The sequence below is a fragment of the Rosenbergiella sp. YN46 genome (genome assembly GCF_036620675.1).
Lineage (GTDB): Bacteria > Pseudomonadota > Gammaproteobacteria > Enterobacterales > Enterobacteriaceae > Jejubacter.
On record NZ_JAZHEE010000003.1, the window covers coordinates 133,820 to 151,343 of the forward strand.

Annotated in this window: 19 protein-coding genes and 1 pseudogene; 6 read left to right on the top strand and 14 right to left on the bottom strand. The window is 43.7% G+C overall.

The features are described from left to right. Positions 1 to 20 precede the first annotated feature (20 nt). From V3W49_RS04000 to V3W49_RS04015, 4 genes are all read right to left on the bottom strand, one after another. Positions 21 to 296: a hypothetical protein gene (locus V3W49_RS04000; RefSeq protein ID WP_000428933.1), complete on the bottom strand. Its 276-nt coding sequence runs from the start codon at positions 294 to 296 to the stop codon at positions 21 to 23. Positions 297 to 305: 9 nt separating this feature from the next. Then, complete coding sequence (locus tag V3W49_RS04005) at positions 306 to 857, bottom strand: SEN1982 family lipoprotein (protein ID WP_114690771.1); 552 nt, start codon at positions 855 to 857, stop codon at positions 306 to 308. A 15-nt stretch (positions 858 to 872) separates the two neighbouring features. After that, a complete protein-coding gene (locus V3W49_RS04010; protein ID WP_114690770.1) occupies positions 873 to 1,439 on the bottom strand; it encodes a hypothetical protein in 567 nt (188 codons plus the stop codon). Positions 1,440 to 1,944: 505 nt separating this feature from the next. Beyond that, the gene (locus V3W49_RS04015) at positions 1,945 to 2,277 is read right to left on the bottom strand and encodes a hypothetical protein (RefSeq protein WP_001059603.1); all 333 of its coding nucleotides are present in this window, start codon (positions 2,275 to 2,277) and stop codon (positions 1,945 to 1,947) included. 881 nt (positions 2,278 to 3,158) lie between these two features. Between V3W49_RS04015 and V3W49_RS04020 the strand changes: the two genes are divergently transcribed. From V3W49_RS04020 to V3W49_RS04030, 3 genes are all read left to right on the top strand, one after another. Beyond that, entirely contained in the window at positions 3,159 to 3,860 is a 702-nt protein-coding gene (locus V3W49_RS04020) for a hypothetical protein (RefSeq protein ID WP_114690769.1), read from the top strand. Positions 3,861 to 3,961: 101 nt separating this feature from the next. Next, complete coding sequence (locus V3W49_RS04025) at positions 3,962 to 4,429, top strand: DUF4756 family protein (RefSeq protein WP_500143836.1); 468 nt, start codon at positions 3,962 to 3,964, stop codon at positions 4,427 to 4,429. A gap of 154 nt (positions 4,430 to 4,583) precedes the next feature. Further along, the gene (locus V3W49_RS04030) at positions 4,584 to 4,988 is read left to right on the top strand and encodes an H-NS family histone-like protein (protein ID WP_040172018.1); all 405 of its coding nucleotides are present in this window, start codon (positions 4,584 to 4,586) and stop codon (positions 4,986 to 4,988) included. 262 nt (positions 4,989 to 5,250) lie between these two features. On the opposite strand, the gene V3W49_RS04035 is transcribed toward V3W49_RS04030, so the two are convergent. From V3W49_RS04035 to V3W49_RS04070, 8 genes and pseudogenes are all read right to left on the bottom strand, one after another. Then, positions 5,251 to 5,631: a hypothetical protein gene (locus tag V3W49_RS04035; RefSeq protein WP_040172015.1), complete on the bottom strand. Its 381-nt coding sequence runs from the start codon at positions 5,629 to 5,631 to the stop codon at positions 5,251 to 5,253. 154 nt (positions 5,632 to 5,785) lie between these two features. Continuing rightward, positions 5,786 to 6,076, bottom strand: a complete 291-nt coding sequence (locus V3W49_RS04040) for a hypothetical protein (RefSeq protein WP_114690767.1) — start codon at positions 6,074 to 6,076, stop codon at positions 5,786 to 5,788. Positions 6,077 to 6,170: 94 nt separating this feature from the next. Then, positions 6,171 to 6,458 carry a hypothetical protein gene (locus tag V3W49_RS04045; protein WP_004199725.1) on the bottom strand — a complete coding sequence of 96 codons (288 nt, stop codon included), beginning with the start codon at positions 6,456 to 6,458 and terminating at the stop codon, positions 6,171 to 6,173. A gap of 16 nt (positions 6,459 to 6,474) precedes the next feature. After that, the gene (locus V3W49_RS04050) at positions 6,475 to 6,861 is read right to left on the bottom strand and encodes a hypothetical protein (RefSeq protein WP_000343753.1); all 387 of its coding nucleotides are present in this window, start codon (positions 6,859 to 6,861) and stop codon (positions 6,475 to 6,477) included. Positions 6,862 to 6,873: 12 nt separating this feature from the next. Continuing rightward, the gene (locus tag V3W49_RS04055; protein ID WP_000837632.1) at positions 6,874 to 7,185 is read right to left on the bottom strand and encodes a hypothetical protein; all 312 of its coding nucleotides are present in this window, start codon (positions 7,183 to 7,185) and stop codon (positions 6,874 to 6,876) included. A gap of 11 nt (positions 7,186 to 7,196) precedes the next feature. Further along, positions 7,197 to 7,430 (bottom strand): helix-turn-helix transcriptional regulator, encoded by a 234-nt coding sequence (locus V3W49_RS04060; protein WP_000614747.1) that lies wholly within the window; start codon positions 7,428 to 7,430, stop codon positions 7,197 to 7,199. Positions 7,431 to 7,646: 216 nt separating this feature from the next. Continuing rightward, complete coding sequence (locus tag V3W49_RS04065) at positions 7,647 to 8,507, bottom strand: DUF6387 family protein (protein ID WP_040172004.1); 861 nt, start codon at positions 8,505 to 8,507, stop codon at positions 7,647 to 7,649. A gap of 563 nt (positions 8,508 to 9,070) precedes the next feature. Then, positions 9,071 to 9,438 (bottom strand): annotated as a pseudogene (locus V3W49_RS04070) (transposase family protein); the annotation flags it as partial. 345 nt (positions 9,439 to 9,783) lie between these two features. Here V3W49_RS04070 and V3W49_RS04075 point away from each other — a divergent pair. From V3W49_RS04075 to V3W49_RS04085, 3 genes are read left to right on the top strand one after another with little or no spacing between them, the layout of a single operon-like run. Beyond that, the gene (locus V3W49_RS04075) at positions 9,784 to 11,019 is read left to right on the top strand and encodes an oligosaccharide MFS transporter (protein ID WP_500143838.1); all 1,236 of its coding nucleotides are present in this window, start codon (positions 9,784 to 9,786) and stop codon (positions 11,017 to 11,019) included. A gap of 21 nt (positions 11,020 to 11,040) precedes the next feature. Continuing rightward, positions 11,041 to 11,169: a hypothetical protein gene (locus V3W49_RS04080; RefSeq protein WP_500143840.1), complete on the top strand. Its 129-nt coding sequence runs from the start codon at positions 11,041 to 11,043 to the stop codon at positions 11,167 to 11,169. A 24-nt stretch (positions 11,170 to 11,193) separates the two neighbouring features. Then, positions 11,194 to 13,131 carry a glycoside hydrolase family 36 protein gene (locus V3W49_RS04085; protein ID WP_500143842.1) on the top strand — a complete coding sequence of 646 codons (1,938 nt, stop codon included), beginning with the start codon at positions 11,194 to 11,196 and terminating at the stop codon, positions 13,129 to 13,131. A gap of 422 nt (positions 13,132 to 13,553) precedes the next feature. On the opposite strand, the gene V3W49_RS04090 is transcribed toward V3W49_RS04085, so the two are convergent. Together V3W49_RS04090 and V3W49_RS04095 are read right to left on the bottom strand one after the other, a co-directional pair. Next, complete coding sequence (locus V3W49_RS04090; protein WP_500143843.1) at positions 13,554 to 14,330, bottom strand: FkbM family methyltransferase; 777 nt, start codon at positions 14,328 to 14,330, stop codon at positions 13,554 to 13,556. Positions 14,331 to 14,908: 578 nt separating this feature from the next. Continuing rightward, complete coding sequence (locus V3W49_RS04095) at positions 14,909 to 17,479, bottom strand: autotransporter outer membrane beta-barrel domain-containing protein (RefSeq protein WP_500143844.1); 2,571 nt, start codon at positions 17,477 to 17,479, stop codon at positions 14,909 to 14,911. Positions 17,480 to 17,524 lie beyond the last annotated feature (45 nt).

Consider the following 17,524-nt stretch of genomic DNA (forward strand, 5'->3'; position numbering starts at 1 on the left):
GACATGGTTTAAATTTTATTTTACATCCTTCGCCTGAAAACAACATTATCAGAGAAAATTGCCTTACCTGCGACAAACCCAACAGCCGCAATTATTGGTAGGCTGATAGTAGCTCCCGCCATACCTGTAGACATTCCGATCAGTATAGACAGGCCGAAGGTCAATAATATAACCACGAAAGCATACCAGCCGGGGAAGGTTCCATACAGAACCGTCGCCATGCAGCCGGTGCAGACATGGACGCCTCTCTGACTTTCTTTTAGGCAAAAAGGACACTGAATAGTTTTGTTTTCCATGATAGCCCCTTAGATCGCTTTCCAGCCATTGCTGGTTTTAACAAGATTAATCATGCTCTCTTCAGGTTCATTCATACCCTTGACGCTGGAGAACGTTTTTTTGTCCACCCATGCAGGAACATCCGCCAACTTCCATGTATAAGACACGCGAACAATTTTCTGATTACCGTTTCCCGGTTCAGTCCATTCCTTTATCTCAGCAACCGCACGATGACCAACACAGGCACCATCTTTACGATCCCAAAACTCAACCGCTTGGCCTTTGTCTGTTACTTCCAGAACATCGACACTACTGAAACCATTAGCTTGTTGAGAAACATCAAGCAGCCCCTGATTAGCCAGACCTTTCAATATTTCATCACTGGCACTATACCCCGCTGAACGGTAGCCATGGTTGACCCGGATGGGGAAGCCCTTATTGAACACAATATCATTATCCTGCAAGGAGTAGCACAGCTTTGAATGTGAAATCTTCGCATTGATAGCTTTCTCAAAATCACCTTTTTCACCGCAGCCTGATAAAAGAGCAGCAAGACCTGCCACGAGTAAAAATTTACGCATCGTGTAATCCCAGAGTTAATAGTTAATCGTACCGTTTTTCAGAACAACCAGACGAACTGGCATATCGGCATTGTTGACGGTAGCGAATCCACGGACTTCGAAATTGTTTACAGTTCCGGTGACGCTGACTTTCTGGCCTTTCTTGTAAGTAAGAACGGTATCATCAATACCAGAGTAGTAATCCAGCCAGACCATCCCGCCGCAGTAGCTGGTATCAGAGGTTTTAAAGAGCAGATAATAGTTAGGGGCTGATTTCGGCATTCCCGTCATCATGTCGCTGGCACTTCTGCCCTTCGTAACTTCAAGAACAGTTGCGTTGCTGATAGAGATCCTTTTGCCAGTCCATTTCTTTTCTGCTGCCATTGCATTTTCTTCATAGTCTTTGCAAACAGCACCAAGGCCAGATACAGATGATACCGGGCCAAGGCTTTGAGTGGTGGCTGTTCCCCCCAGCGCTTTACCTACTGAAGACAACGACGAGCTGATTGCTCCATTAATTGTATTCACGCCGTCGTTGAGCTGCTGGCATCCTGTTAGTGCGGCAGCAGACAGTACCAGTGGCATCACTATCCGTAATTTCATATCTATCCCCAATGTGTTGAAACTTTATGTCAAAGACAGCCCTACCCATAGGTTGGTCTCTCTGGGCTGAAAAAAAGCATTAATCAATTGATAGGATTCAATTTATTTTTCTGTTCGTCATATCGTTTGTATCGATCGAATTCAAATCATTTGATAGCCTTAGACTATCATATATACGCAATCGATCGATATAAACAATTAAAACACCGATCAATTGACACTCATTCAATAGCTTCAACCTATCAAAAGCAATTTATTGATCTTTTATATCGATCGATAAGTGGTGTAATGTGCACGAAGAGCCATGTCAGTAGCTGTTTGCACATGGATGGAGATAGAAAGGTATAGGTCAGAACAGGTAATACCCTGTCGACCATTACGCAGACAGGGATTGTTAGATCTCAGGTAACGTAGCTATCTTCCGATATGGTGTTGCAAAAACCTGTATGCAACGCATGTTTTAATATGCTGTTTCATATGGAATGGTTGCTACCATTCAGATTTTTCAATCATCTTCCAAAGCACTCACACCGCTTGCCGGGAAATTGGTTTTCATATTATTCGATATCTTCGGAACTAAGGACTCTATTGTTTCTTCGCTAACTTGGCTCAGTTCAGAAATCAATCTTCTATATGTATTAATCATTCGTTCCTGATCACACTCATGTGCTGATTCTGATAAGAAGAAATAGTCATAATCTTTGACATGAATATTATCACCATTTTGCAAAGTGAGTTTTATTACTTGTTCATTCTCTTCAACATCTTTAACAATACAAGTCATAAATGGTATTTTTTTATTTGTATGAAAGAGCGTAATAATCTTAATGTTGTTCATTCTTTATTTTCCTTCTTTTTTATTATTTAATACCATATCGAATCGGTAAAAATCAAATTTAACTCATTTAATAAATGTTTTACCTGTTTTTTCTTATTCTTTTGAAAAGATATATCTCTTATGAGCTAAAGCTCATGTGCTGACGCACGGCTACGCCCTAACTCTGTAAAATATATTTAACGATTTAACAATGGTCCTTGCTATGTTTTAGGGTAAAGCCAAAAGGATCAACATCTATTCTTTTATTCATGATTAAATATTTTCGATCCTATATTTCATAACAGCATTAGCACTAAAAGATATAGTATTTGCTCTTAAACGCATAGGAAAACTATATTCATAGAAGCAGCACTTAGTGATTGCTCAAGACAATCACACTGCTGAAACAGGGTTCATCCCTGTTAATGATGGATTTATCCATAAAGAATTGCGGCGTAGCCGCTATAACGTAGAGGAAAAACAATTGTATATTTACTAAAAAATCAGCAGCGCTTCGTGATTGTATAAAACAATCACTTGCTGTCCATAACATCAAGTAAAAACAAAGTAGAAAAATAGACGGTGCCATTTAACCGGCACACTCCCCGTTAAGGTTATTAAACATATTATAGTATTAAGGAGGTGTAACCTATTATATTTAAAAGAGATTTCACGGAAAAAGTTTCCTATACGGAAATTTAAGTTTCTTCTGTGGAAACCGAAGTTTCCTGTACGGAAACCAAAATTTCTTCTGTGGAAACTTTTTTATAGTTAAAACACCCGGAAAGAAGTGAACGCTATTTCGCAAAAGTGTATTATTTTTCCTTTTTTCACATTTATTTTTGACAAAAGTACATCCTGCATTATATAGAATAAACATAAAAACAATAAAAGGATAACCGATGAGCATTGATTACAATAAAATAATGACCTCCAGCAGTGAAGAGGTGGAAGAATATATAAGCAGAAATCATTTCACGGACAAACAAAAACTGGAGATTTACAGTTTTTATAACAGAAACAGAAAAGATAAAATAACCGTAAATGTAAGAAAAGAACGAAGTTCCGATATTCGACCGGGAATAGCCTATGTTCATGCTTTTCTTGATAATCTGGAAAAGCTCGGAAAAAATATGTCTGGTGCAGAATACACAATAATGATCCGCTTATGTAAACTCATGCAGCATGGAAACCTCATTGCCAGTATATCTCAGTCGGCACTCGCAGAAGAGCTTAATATGAGCAAATCTAACGTGTGTAAATGCTGGAACAAGCTAATAAATAAAGGCATTCTGGTCAAAGAAGGGAAGCATACAATGATAAACGCAAATCTCTTTCTGAAAGGCCAGTACAGAACATTAAATGCCATAAGGAAAGAATATGTTAAGAAGTCGCTGAGAACGACCAGTGAAGGCATAGAAAACGTATTCGTCACCGTTTATAAAGATACGGTACTTACAAACAACGCAGAAAAGACCATCGATAAAGAAAATGATAAACCTTTACTTTCTACTCCCGACGAAGATATTGACTGGGACTCTGTTTCAGAAGATGACATTTTTGTTGATTATCCTGAAGATATTGATCAAGAAGAAAGAATATAGATTTCATCTGAATATTATCATTCTTATTTCTCGGTTATATTTGACACTTACACTATATCTCGTAACATAAATATATCCACTATTTTATTTACGAGGTATGTATGAGGAATATAAAATTAGATAATGACGATTTAATTCAGTATCTGAACACCATCAAAGCATTGAAACAATATCCAACGATGTCTGAATACAGAGATGAAGATCGCAGATTAAGAACCAATGGCTCATCCTTAATTGAAGCAAAGAAATTTAAATCGGCTCACACTGTTCTCCTTAGATTAGACCGAAAGAAAAAATCGCTGCTCGATAAATTTATTGAAGAACTTAATCCTATTAGCCATGCTTCGGCTCTTGCATCCAAGAGCCTTGAGAAGGTTCAGGAATCCATACTCTACAGAAAAACTCTATTGGAAAAAACACCTGATGAACTCTTCGCTCTCGTCATAAAACAGCGTACAGAAGCTGCTCTTGAGTTCCAACGTTCTGTTGAACAGAGTCTTGAGCAACTCTCTAACATTTCGTCAGAGTTCGAACCATCAAGTCAACTACGACGAAAAATGGCCCTATAAATCGGTCCTCCGCTTTTCGTTTGAAATGGTTCTAATAGATTGCTCTAATGCTAATATTTACTATATTATTAATATGTTGGTGTGTTTTAAATCTATCAGCAGACAATACTGCACCCCCTTTCAATCTCCCATTTTAAACACAGGATGACATAGTATGAGTGAAGCATTAAAGGTATTGAACAATATTCGTACACTTCGCGCACAGGCTCGAGAAACTGATCTGGAAACGCTGGAAGAGATGCTGGAAAAACTCTCTGTTATCGTTGATGAGCGCCGTGAGGAAGAACAAGCAATACTCAAGGAACAAGAACAACGTCAGGCTAAGCTTGAAGCCTTCCGCCAGAAACTGTTAGAAGATGGTATTGATCCTGTGGAACTACTTTCAGTGGTTGGCTCAACTAAGCCTAAAACCAAATCGACACGAACTCCACGCCCTGCCAAATACAAATATACAGATGATAATGGCAATGAGCAGACTTGGACTGGTCAGGGCCGTACTCCTAAAGCAATTGCTACTGCTATTGAAGCAGGTAAAACACTGGAAGACTTTGCCATCTGATAACTCTTAGGCCGTCAATATTTTTTGGCGGTTTTAAATTCATGCAACTTGAATACTGTATTCAATGCTTCCATATTAAGCCCATTGCTCAGCAAGTATCATAGACTGAATCAGCATTTACTTTTTCAATCCGGTAAAATAAAGAATGAACGGATCGAATAATTTCATTGAAGTTACCGAGTTGTCAGGCCATGTAATACTGGAATCCATTCCGGCATTACATTTCAAATATACTCATATATCCCTCTAAAAAAACCAGATATTATCTCTTTATGTCCATATCCCAGTCCAACACACTATAGTCATCAAAAGATCGTCCTGACTCTATATTTCTTGTCAACATATCCTTGATATATAAATCATGAAAAAACATCACCCTCTTTAATAGCTCTGTTATATTTATATATTCATATTTTTCCTTTCCTGTACCAAAAGCAGCCTTGTAATACTCAAACTCAGTTAATACTTCCTTCATGTGGATTCGTAGTGCAAACTCAACAACATCTTCATCATTTACATAAATCATTGCATCATCTTTGTTTACGCTTGCCATGCTGTATATCCTGTCCACATACAACATTAGCGTTGCTGAAATGGCGAATATCATTGTTTCATCTTTTTTACTCAGATTATCTTTCTTCATCTATATCCTCTTTTTTTCGATTTTTTGTATTTATACTCAATAAACTTCAAGTTGCATGTTCGAGCAACAGTGCAACCCAAGCTTTATGGGCATGAAGCGACACGGGCAACATGCAACTTCAAGTATCGCGAGTATAATAAAAAAACAGTTAGTATTAACAAAACACCCAAGCATTACGTACAAGCCGTTCTGCTACTTCTTCGTAGTTAACCTCTTCAATATTCCCATGATTGCCTTCCTGCGTGGTAAACTTGTCAAAGTTATGACAAACATGATTAATCGTGAGCCGTATAAATGCGCTCATAAAATCAGCGTCATCAACAAGGTGCGAAATGCTGTCACTACACATATCCTGCATTGTTTTCCAGCTTGCTTCGAAAGAACGCTTTGCCAGATCATAGAACAGCTCAGTAGATGTATTTTTAATTTCAATATTTTTAGACATAATGATTCCTCATTTTAAAATGATATTTATTGGTTTATTATTTCCAGCCCCATATGTGGGGCTAAACAGGACTATATTTTTGAAACTTATATGCTCATCTTCTTTTATGATTAACGCGCAGTGTTATCAATACCACCTCCTTATCAACCATTTTTACTGAATGCCCTTGCTCATAATACTCAGCTCTGGCTGCTTTTTTAAAAGTAGCACTTGCATTTTTAATGCACTCTTTATAAATACCTTCCATGAAGGCATCATCTGCCATTAACATCTCTGCTTCATTAGGCCGTGTTTCCTTCAGCGTATTTATTCTCATTTCATAAAATAACTCAGCAAGGTGCAGGAATACTTTTCTTGATTCTTTTATCAGTTTTTCACTCATCTCATCACCTCTTATTTTACATCACAGACTGTTTATTTGCGCTGATTTCTACTTTTTTGTAATAACGAACATAATCATCACCATTAAAGCATTTAATCAAAAACTCATGATAGCTACTTAGTATAGTTTTAACCTCTGGGACTGATATGTATTTAATCTTTATCTCTTCAGAACTTTCAAGCCATTCATGTAGCTTGAGATTAATAACATCCATTATGAATATCTCCCTGTAAAACCCATCCATCAATTTCTTCAGAAATACATCTTCACTTAGATTAAAGTATAAGTAATGTATTAACTCGTTATAGGTATTTATAACATCAGTAGTAAAGTTTGCTGTCTCAGGATTACTCGCGGTTATTTTTACTGGTATTTCATTCCAATCTAAACTTTTTTCGTCCATATTCATCTCCTATTAATAGTTTTTACGATACGCCAAATAAATAACTCTCAGATTCCTTCGAACCTCATCTAAGAACAGGTAATATTCTTTTCCTTTATTATCTTTCATTGATTCAGCAAAATCTTTTTTTGTTCTCTCTATCACTTTAACAATCACATCCTCAATATAAAGCCGGTCTTTAAAGTGACGCTCATAATCATCTCCCATACAATCAATCATGACCTGAAGATGCTTTTTAAAGTTATTAATAGCCATCTCCATAAATATTTCAGTTTCATCATTAGTGACAGTCACCACAAAAGGCAGTACGTTTTTACTTTTCATATATTCCCCTTTTATTTAAAATGTTTACATTCAGATACGCAGCGAGATTTCGCAATCATTTTTTCAATCCACTCATCAATCTCACTTTCAATAAAGGCAATAGACCTTTCACTTATCTTTACTTGCTTTGGAAATCTTCCAGCCTTTATAAGCTCATAAATCCATGTCCTGCCAAATCCAGTTTTTCTTATTACTTCCGGCAACCGGATAAGTTTCGGGTGTTTTTCTTTATTGATTTGAATCATATTTACCTCCATTATTTTTCCCGTAATACCTATGATATTTCGTTTTATGGTGTGTTGTTCGATGAGATAATTGTATGGATTTTTCTTGTGATTTAGGAGGGACGTTCAGGGATAAGTTTTTTACGCAGATTTTTGGAATGGGGAAAAATAGGGTATGTTCAGCCTTAGTGAATATAGGCGATATTTACATTGCGCAAAACACCGCCTTTTGGAAGATCAGTCCTGATCGGATTGCTCATCCTTACCAAGTTCCTCTCTGATCAGATCTCGAATATTCCAGTGTCTTCTGTCGTCGTATCTATATGTAAAATCGACAAAAGAGCGATAGTGAGCAAGGTTTGTCAGATACTTAACTGCCAGAGGATGATCTGTTGATTTCACCTTATCTACATCACGGATACCGTCTTTAAACTCATCAGGGTATAAAAAGCTGGTCAGTTGTGGCATACCAATCCTGACCTCTTGATCCTGCGCCCAGAACAGCAGGTCCATGATGGGGATAATGTTGTAATCCAGTATTTTTTTAAGGTTGCTGACCCCAAAGCGAAAATCTCTGGCTGGAGGCTCAGGAGCCTGTAGCTGCTGTTTCCACTCAGGAACCATGACTTTCAGATGATTGATGATTTCTTCAGGTGACGTTTCTGCCAGATTAATTTGAACCAGCATCAGCCCTTCGTTGTTTACCTCGGCTTCCTTCAGATAGTGCGAGACTTCCATATGAGGCAGGGGTTTTCCCTCCGGGTTTACGTATTTATCGAAAGCAGCAACATAACCCGCCACCTCCCATAGCCCTTGGTGTGTTACAGGCTTGATGGCATAGCTGGAAGATAGTCTTTTCTCTGGTCCACCGAAAACATCACCAAAGACGACTTTACCTTCAATCAACTCTTCGTAATATTTCTGATGCCTACTAAGGTTTTCGGGAGACAACTCAGCCCGGTTTTGTTCCATACGATAGGCGACAATCCTGTTTTCTATCTCTTGGAAAAGCTGTTCCACTGTCAAATTTTGCAGGACGCTGTAATTTTCAATGTTGAACCATTCATTAACAGCGCTGGCGATCTCCGCTTTGGTCATGTGGCATCTATCCTTCTGGCTTTACTTATCGCTTTGATATGTTATGAGTAAACATATCGGATTTGGTGACGGTAATCTATTGAATAGAGCAAGGAAAAGCAGCGGAACAATCAGTCCAGATTTGAAGAGTGTTCTGTGAGGCTTGGCAGGGCCATGTTGTCATAACCAATTGAATATAATTGACTTTATTTGCATTCACGCTTATAAATTGATGGTACATTTGTTGGTACAGTTAAGGTTATTATGATTATTATACTTTTATTTCATATGGTTAACACAAACTACGATTCCGAGTCCGGCACCAAATTCTGATAAGCGGACCTCCACGGAGGTCCGTTTTTGCATTCTGAATACGTCGAAATCAATACCTCTGCAATAACTCCAGCCAAGCTTTACCCGCATCCCCCTTACAGGGATACCATTGAGGGTATAGTCTGATTCAACATAATTCTGTACTGGATTTACCCCTATATTTCAGACGCGTTTTCTCTCTTACGGCGACGATAATGTTCTGTGTATATATTTCCATGGTGAGCCATCTCCCGATACGCTCTATGGATGTATTCGTTGTAATGACTGAACGCCACCGCCAGATTCATCACCGCTGTCCGGTTTGAGCATGATGCTGATATCATCACGCTTTATCGTCTCCACGAATCCATCCGCAATACCGTTACTTTCATGGCTCCTCGCGATGATTAAGCATGGTTCAAGTCCCGACAACCGGGCAAGCACACGTGTTTCATGCGCTCTGTAAACCAAACTATTATCCGCCAGCCATTCCAGGCGGCTCTTCTGGCAGTTTCTTCCCGAAGCGTTTTCCCCCCCCTACCATCTCTTTGTCATAGCCACCAGTGCTCGCCGCCCAGTCTATGATCTCCCTGTCGCAGCAGAACTCGTAGCCATCTGAGCACCAGCACCGGTTACATTCCATCGCCTCGCCTGCCTCAAGGTAAAATGCACTACAAATACCCTGCGTATCGCAGGTATTTTATTTATTGAAATTCAGATTATCTGTCAGAACAGGTAATAGAGCGTTTCTGTAATAACTTTCCAGAAATTCCTATCTAATAGTCTTTATTCATTCAAATGAGTTCTCCCCCGTATAAGTATGAAAACCTATTAAACATGGATAATTATGCTACCTGCATGAACTATTTTACTCAGTTTGCAGCTAATAATGATCGTACTCACGCTTCGCCAATAATTTTCTTTCTCTGAAGCAGGCAAACTTTAAAACTAACAACCAGTATCATTACAAATAATGTGGTTTTTCATGTTACTGGGAAGGGGTATTAAGCAAGAGAATTACCTGCTCTCCTGCATATGGTTTCTCTTTTTCTTTATCTGCTGGGGAGCCTGTTTTCCCTGGCTATCGCTATGGCTCACGGAAAAAATTGGCATCGGCTCAACGAAAGTCGGTATGGTGTATACCTGCATCGCCATCATGTCCGTGGTTTTCCAGCCTATTTTCGGAATCCTGGCTGATAAGCTGAATTTCCGTAAACACCTGATGTGGATGCTGGCCGGATTGATGATCGCCTTTGCGCCATGGTGGATCTTTGTCTTCGCGCCACTGCTCAAAATCAACATTATTGCCGGGGCGCTGGCGGGTGGCATATTTATTGGTCTGGCATTCGGTTGTGGCTGTGGTATCTGCGAAGCGTGGATCGACAAAGTGTCCCGCCAGGAAGGATTTGAGTTCGGGCGCGCCAGGATGTGGGGCGGCATCGGCGCGGCGGTAGGGACGCTTATCTCCGGTAAGCTGTTCATCATTAACCCTGACTACATCTTTATTATGGCCAGCTGCGCTGGCGTGGTACTTGCTGTACTGCTGTGTTTTTTCCGCCCCGGCCAGAACGGGATGGGCAGCGACAACCCGCAGCATACAAAAATCGATCGCGGTGATGTTATCGCTCTGCTAAGCACCCGGCGCTTCTGGTTCCTGGTGTTCTATATGGTGGGCGTCGGTGCGGTGTATGAAACCTATGACCAGCAGTTCGCTGTCTACTACAGCAGTTTCTTCGAAACCCGCGAACGCGGCGCGGAAGTATTCGGCTACCTCTACACGGTGCAAATCTTCCTCGACGCGTTAACCATGTTCTTCGCCCCGGCGATCGTCAACCGCATCGGGCCGAAAAATGCCTTGCTCTACTGCGGATTCATCATGGCGTTCCGCATTATCGGCAGCGCCATGGCCACCGGCCCGCTCCTGATTTCCACTATGAAACTGCTGCACGGCTTCGAAAGCTCCATTCTGATTATCGCCACGCTGAAATATATCTCCGCCAACTTCGACTGGCGGCTCTCCGCCACCGTTTATTTGATTGGCTTCCAGTTCGCCAAACAGTTCAGCCAGATATTTATGAGCACTGCTATTGGTAATATGTACGACGTGATGGGTTTTAAAGAATCCTACACCATCCTTGGTGCCATCGCGCTGTGCTTCACCGTTCTTTCTGTCTTCACCCTTTCCGGTAACCGGGTGCTGCGGCCCGAACCTTCAGCTTAATTCAGCCATTCAGGAGTTGATATGTCAGCTTTCTTTACCGTAGTCGAAAACGGTATCACCATGGTCTTCGATTTGCAGAATCGGGCGCGCCTGCTGCACTTTTCCTCTCTACCTTTCAATGCAGACACGCTCGGTAAGTACGCGGATTAGCTGTCGCGCTTTAACCTGGTGGAAGTGAATATCTCCGGCCTTGATAAGCCACTGGAACGTCATGGTGCGGGTTTTACCGCCACTGCGCCGGGCTATACGCTGCGCTATCGTCAGCATGAAGATACGTATAACGCCGAGGGGCGCAAGCTGGTCTTTACGTTGTTCGACATGGATACCGCCGCCGAAGTGGATGTGCACTATCAGTTTTATACCCGGCTCTCGCTGCTGCGTAGCTGGAGCGTAATTCGCAATCGGGGTGATGCGCCATTTACCGTCGAGTATCTCTCCAGCTTTGTCATTAACGGAATTGAGAAAGAGAGCGCGAAAAACTGGGGTGACAACTTTACCCTGCATATCCCCCATAATAGCTGGGCCCGTGAGCTACAATGGCGGCAGTACACCTTCGACGAGCTGGGTTTTATGCCCTGCATCCAGACAGGGCTACAGCGCTCGTCAAAACCGTTGCACTACACCAACACCGGGGCATGGTCGAGCAAAGAATACCTGCCAATGGGCTATCTGGAGGACAAGCATACCGGTGCGGGCCTGTTCTGGCAGATTGAACACAACGGATCCTGGCACTGGGAAATTGGCGATCAGGCTAACCATTTGTACTTGCAAATCGGCGGGCCAAACGAGTTTTATCATCACTGGTTTAAAGAGTTACAACCGGGCGACGAATTTACCTCGGTACCCGTCGCCGTTGGCGTCACCCAAACCGGTTTTACCGATGCGATCGCCACGTTGACCCAATATCGTCGCCGTACCCGGCGCGTAAACGATGATAACCAGAAACTGGGGGTCATATTTAACGACTACATGAACTGCCTGTTCGGCGATCCGACCACCACGAAACTGTTACCGCTGATCGATGCCGCCGCTGAAGCGGGTGCAGAATATTTCTGCATAGACTGCGGCTGGTATGACAAAGGTGAATGGTGGAACGGCGTCGGCCAGTGGTTGCCAAGTGCTGAACGATTCCCTGAGGGCATTCAGTACGTGATCGGCTACATTCGCGAGAAGGGGCTTATCCCAGGGCTGTGGCTGGAACTGGAGGTCATGGGCGTGAAGTCGCCGAAGCTGGCGGAGACGGACGATAGCTGGTTCTTTATGCGCCACAGCAAGCGAGTCTTTGACCGCAGCCGCTACCAACTGGACTTCACCTGCCCGGCTGTGCTTCGCCACGCTAATGAAGTGATCGACCGTCTGGTCACCGAATACGGCGTCGGCTATATCAAAATGGACTACAACATTGAGCCGGGTATAGGCACCGAACAGAATGCCGATAGCGCCGGTGATGGCCTGCTGAAGCATAATCGCGCCTACCTGGCGTGGCTAGATGCTGTCTTTGCCCGTTACCCGCAACTGATTATTGAAAATTGCGGCAGCGGCGGTCTTCGCATGGACTACGCTATGCTCAGCCGCTGTTCAATTCAGTCTACCAGCGATCAGGAAGATTATCTCAAGTACGCCACCATAGCCGCTAACGCTCCAACGGCAGTCACGCCAGAGCAGGCGGCCATCTGGTCCTATCCGATGCGTAACGACGAGGAGCAGGCCGTGATCTTCAATCAGGTGTCGTCGATGCTGTTGCGTATTCACCAGAGTGGCCATCTGGCGGAACTGTCCGACCGCGGTTTTTGTCAGGTAAAGGAGGCGATTCGCTACTACAAAACACTGCGCCAGCAGCTGAAAACGGCGCTGCCGTTCTGGCCGCTGGGACTATCGAGCTTTACTGACGAATGGGTCGCATTAGGGATGCAAGCTGAGACCGGTAAAGCGTGGCTGGCGGTCTGGCGACGGGAAGGCTCTCAGGATCGCTGTGAATTGCGGTTGCCAGGGTTGAAAGGCAAAGTCGTTCAGGGATACCCCTCTACCGTGCAGCATGCAACGACCTGGGACAATGAGGTGTTGACGATAATGATGCCACCTCGCTCTGCAGCGATTTTTGAATGGCTGTGATTCCCTATTCCCGGGCTACAGGGAAACAGCCCGGGAATGCTTTTTTCAGATTTACCATGTAAAAAAACGATGGAAACATTCACTCCAATGACTGACATCATGTCATTTAATTGACTGCACAGCTAATAATAATCAGATTCATTTCGGATTATAAGCATCACCCATAGCTTCTGAAGTGAACATATTATTCAGAAACTGATTTAGCACAGCAGAATACTGAGGATTGGCCTCTAATATAATAATAGTGATTATCAGTTCATGTGATTCAGACACGTCAGAAGATAATCAGGATAGAGATAATTTAGATTTCAGTTGACTTGATGCGAATAGCAGTATTTTTTTCACTTGTCGTTAATCTAAAAAAACGAGATAAATTCCAATCGACGTCAAATTCAATCCATTGGTTCTGGTATTTTTATCCTTCAGAAATTTTGGTTTAGTTCTGACAGTGGAATCTTTATATTCTCAATATGCTGCCCAACACAAACCTCTTCATTGATAAATAATTCGTACCTCATTTCCTCTTGCATAAAATCAAGCAGTCGCTCCCTTCTTGAGCGTAGCCCTTCAATATAATCGCCCCACACCTCGAAAATTATTGGGGGATTTCCTGATTGCTTTATCCAGTTTTTTCCACCTTGCAGTACCTCTAGTTCCAGACCTTCAACATCAATTTTAATTAAATCTGCTGCAGGTAACTGCATCCGATCAAGGGTGATTATTTTAACGGTCTCTTTCACTGCTGTTTCTGTTACCCATCCCTGTTGTTTTCGTATACTTTCAGATAATGACAGCGCGCCTAAGTTAGGAAAAGTAAAGATATCAAGAAGCGGAATATCAATGGAGCCAGTGTAATCGCCAACCGCCATATTGTAGGCATGACAATTTATCAGCTCATTACACAAAAGATTGGCGCAGAGCTGATAGTAAACGGGACGCTGGGGTTCAAAACAATGGATAACTCCCTCAAGTTTTTTTATCTCTTTCCCCACAGGAACTGACCATGCCCCCAGGTTCGCACCGATATCAATTAGCACGGTTTTTTTAACCCCTCTGATTAACTCAAGAGACAATTTTATTGTATACTCATCCCAGTTATTACCCGTCCGCAATTGATTACTAATAAGATCAGGGCCATTGGTCAGTAAATACACCGAGCCATCACAGCGATAAAAATCAAGCATCCTCTCTTCACTCATGTTTCAAAAACCTTAGTGCGCTGCATTGCAATTTCATTACCCAACATCATCTAAGATAATCAACCCAGGATAAACGCAGGCTCTTTATGTTTGCACTAAAGATGTACCTCAAGCCTGTTTACCACATGAAAAATAATCATAACTGAAGAAATTTAAATAAAAAACACTTTTCGCAGGCATGTGCCAGTATGAAGAAGAGCAGGGTTTTATAAAAAGGAGGGGCTATATTTCTAACCAATAAAGCCACACAGATATGCTGGATAACGGTTGTCATAACCCCACATACCAACAAACAACCTCTGATATATTGTTGCTTTCCATGACAATCAACACGCTCCCCCCCTGAAAACCGCAGGAAAAAGAACTACGCTGACAGCCAACCTGATGAAATCCCTCCTCCCCACACCACCAGGGACACTGGAATATTATTTACAGGCAGGCCAGAGCAGTAAAATTATTCCTCTGGCCGATTGGGAAAATCAACGCTGCAGCAGCACCAGACTCTATCGTTTCCGACAAATCCCTGCCCTTAACGGGCAGGGTCAGAATATTCAACTCTGGTGGCTACAGGAGATGAATCAGAAGTTATATTTTACGCCGGCCATAGCTGCGCTGTCATAATAACTGGCAGCCCCAATGCGTACACCTACATTTCCCCAGACATTAAGGCGCGGGTTGAGCTGCCCTTCTACACCGACTTTAACTTCGCCCAGGTTTCGGGCTCCTTCCTGGCTGATACGCATGCCGTCCATACGGGTTGCGAAATCCCGCGTGTTATGCAACCAGTTAGCCTCCAGATAGGGCTGGAACTGACGCTGTTTTTCCTTATCCATAGCGTGATGACCCTTAATCCAGGTTCTTGCCCCCAGGCGGATGAGCATATTGCCGTCACCTTCACCCTGAACCAGAGTACCGTTAGTTTCACGGTGATCATCCGCACTCACTCCCATCCATACAACCTGAGCCTGAGGCTGGATAAACCACTCATTAACCGTTCCTTTACTGCCAGTGTACTCGCCAATCTGCCAGGTATACCCCCCTTCCAGAGATGCGGTAAAGCCGCTGGATTTGTAGGTTTCGGTTGGCAAATCGTCCCCATTTACGCTGTTATTGAACCAGCTATATAAGGCCCAGCTGTCCAGATAGGCTCCAGCCTGCTTTTCATCGCTGGCGTACCACGTGGCGTATCCACCCACGTTGTAACCATTCATGCTTCCTTTAGAGCTATGGCCGACCAGCGAGTTACTGGTATGACTACGGGTATTACCATAACCGGCCATAAAGCCAACATGCCAGCGGTCACTGCCATTACTGCTCCACTGCGCCACATCACCGCCGAGTTGAGCAACATAGCGATTGCTGCGCGTTTTAAGCGTACCGCTCGCATCACGCCAGCCGCTATGGCTTCCCACCTGACGTAACCACAAGCTGGTCACTTCCCCCTGGTTATTCAGAGCATCAACGAACTGAGGCTCTCCCAGACGATCGTGCAATGTCATGGTAAACATGGTATTCGCCGCCGCCAGGTTATCGGTATAGCTTCCCCCCTCCGGGCGTCGAACATCCGGCTTTTTCGGACTCGGTTTCGGCTCCGGGTTCGGTTCTGGATTCGGATTCGGGCCTGGATTCGGATTCGGCCCTGGATTCGGATTCGGGCCTGGATTCGGCTCCGGCTCAGGCGTATAAGTACTGGTTAGATACCAGTTCTCTCCCTTCTTGACGACATCATAATCATAGGCGCCCGCTACGATACGCCCTTTTTTTTCAAAACGTCCTATGGAGGTGCCGCCAACGCTCACGACTTCAATGCCCTCCACGGTCTGAGCGCCTTTTCCTCCCAGATTGTTGATAGCTATCTTTGTCGTACCCTGCTCCACATCGCCGCCCACAATCAGCTTATTCGCCGGGGAACCATCATCACCCAACACGCTATTCATAACCAGCAACCCGCCATCGCCCGCATAGTTGCCCGTCACCTTCAGGGTGTCGAACTTATTCGAATCAGAAAAAACAATAGTCCCGTTATTTGTGAACTGCCCCAGACTAGAATTATTGTCCATATTCCAGGTACTGGTGCTATCAACCGATAGCGATGTTGCATGTGTGACGGCACCATTAAGCACGGTGCCACTACTCAGGTTTACCGCGACCTGGTTACCCGGATCGGACACCGCGATATCGCCATTCAGGGTGCTATTTTCAGCGTTGAATATTACGTTGCTATACAGATTGTTGACCGGATCGACTGCATCTTCATAATGCCTGATCGTCATCACTCTACCATCACCACCAGTCAACGTTGAGTCTTTAGCCGTCAACGTCAGCGAGGTCGCATTGGCATCCACCGCCTGTGCCTGCTTGCTTTCAAGTGTGACGTTAGTTAACTGAACCTCATTGCGCAGTGTCGTAGAGTAACCGTTGGCAAACAGACCCGCAGCGTTCTCTCCGTTAGTCAGTATACGGCTATTACTGACGTCAAATATTCCCGCATAGGCACGTAACCCCGCTCCCTCTTTACCCGAGGTTTCAATCTCTACGTTATCGGCGATAATCCGCGAGCCAGGCCAGGCCGTCAGACCAAAACCAGACTCGCCGCTGGTCACAATTTTACTATTAGTTAAGGTTCCCGTTGCGCCGAGCGCTGCAAACATGCCAGTTGCACCCACACCAGCGGTGGTGATCGTAAGCTTATCGCCAGCGATCTGATTTTCGGTGTATAAGGCGTAGGCGTTTTCTCCCTGGGTTTCAATCGTACTATCAGAGATAGTCGTAGTCCCCTTCTGGCTATTAATGGCAATAGCGCGATAGCCAGCCGTGGTTACCGTCGCGCCACTCATAGTGACCGATGAATCCGCCGATGCTACCCAAACCGCATTACTGTTCTCTCCCTGAGTAGAGAAACTTCCCCCCTCGGAGTGAATCACGGCAGCCGAATTAGCATTTAACGCATGAGCACTCTTGCCTTCCGTACTGGCATTAACATTAGTAAGCGTAAGATCGCCACTCATCACCATAATAGCGTCGCCATCGGCTGTCGTGATATCGCTGTCGCTTAGTTTCGCCATAGTGACGGAAGGCGGACCAGACCACGTTCCATCCAAAACCAGCCCCTGGGCGCTGTCCTGCCCGGAAATGGTGATATTCCCCATCGTTGCTTCACTGCCGTTAGCTAAATAGATACCCGAGCCAGACTT

Coding starts and splice junctions, on each gene's coding strand:
- V3W49_RS04000 (WP_000428933.1), bottom strand. CDS start 296: ATGGAAAACAAAACTATTCAGTGTCCTTTTTGCCTAAAAGAAAGTCAG.
- V3W49_RS04005 (WP_114690771.1), bottom strand. CDS start 857: ATGCGTAAATTTTTACTCGTGGCAGGTCTTGCTGCTCTTTTATCAGGC.
- V3W49_RS04010 (WP_114690770.1), bottom strand. CDS start 1,439: ATGAAATTACGGATAGTGATGCCACTGGTACTGTCTGCTGCCGCACTA.
- V3W49_RS04015 (WP_001059603.1), bottom strand. CDS start 2,277: ATGAACAACATTAAGATTATTACGCTCTTTCATACAAATAAAAAAATA.
- V3W49_RS04020 (WP_114690769.1), top strand. CDS start 3,159: ATGAGCATTGATTACAATAAAATAATGACCTCCAGCAGTGAAGAGGTG.
- V3W49_RS04025 (WP_500143836.1), top strand. CDS start 3,962: ATGAGGAATATAAAATTAGATAATGACGATTTAATTCAGTATCTGAAC.
- V3W49_RS04030 (WP_040172018.1), top strand. CDS start 4,584: ATGAGTGAAGCATTAAAGGTATTGAACAATATTCGTACACTTCGCGCA.
- V3W49_RS04035 (WP_040172015.1), bottom strand. CDS start 5,631: ATGAAGAAAGATAATCTGAGTAAAAAAGATGAAACAATGATATTCGCC.
- V3W49_RS04040 (WP_114690767.1), bottom strand. CDS start 6,076: ATGTCTAAAAATATTGAAATTAAAAATACATCTACTGAGCTGTTCTAT.
- V3W49_RS04045 (WP_004199725.1), bottom strand. CDS start 6,458: ATGAGTGAAAAACTGATAAAAGAATCAAGAAAAGTATTCCTGCACCTT.
- V3W49_RS04050 (WP_000343753.1), bottom strand. CDS start 6,861: ATGGACGAAAAAAGTTTAGATTGGAATGAAATACCAGTAAAAATAACC.
- V3W49_RS04055 (WP_000837632.1), bottom strand. CDS start 7,185: ATGAAAAGTAAAAACGTACTGCCTTTTGTGGTGACTGTCACTAATGAT.
- V3W49_RS04060 (WP_000614747.1), bottom strand. CDS start 7,430: ATGATTCAAATCAATAAAGAAAAACACCCGAAACTTATCCGGTTGCCG.
- V3W49_RS04065 (WP_040172004.1), bottom strand. CDS start 8,507: ATGACCAAAGCGGAGATCGCCAGCGCTGTTAATGAATGGTTCAACATT.
- V3W49_RS04075 (WP_500143838.1), top strand. CDS start 9,784: ATGTTACTGGGAAGGGGTATTAAGCAAGAGAATTACCTGCTCTCCTGC.
- V3W49_RS04080 (WP_500143840.1), top strand. CDS start 11,041: ATGTCAGCTTTCTTTACCGTAGTCGAAAACGGTATCACCATGGTCTTC.
- V3W49_RS04090 (WP_500143843.1), bottom strand. CDS start 14,330: ATGAGTGAAGAGAGGATGCTTGATTTTTATCGCTGTGATGGCTCGGTG.
- V3W49_RS04095 (WP_500143844.1), bottom strand. CDS start 17,479: ATGGGGAATATCACCATTTCCGGGCAGGACAGCGCCCAGGGGCTGGTT.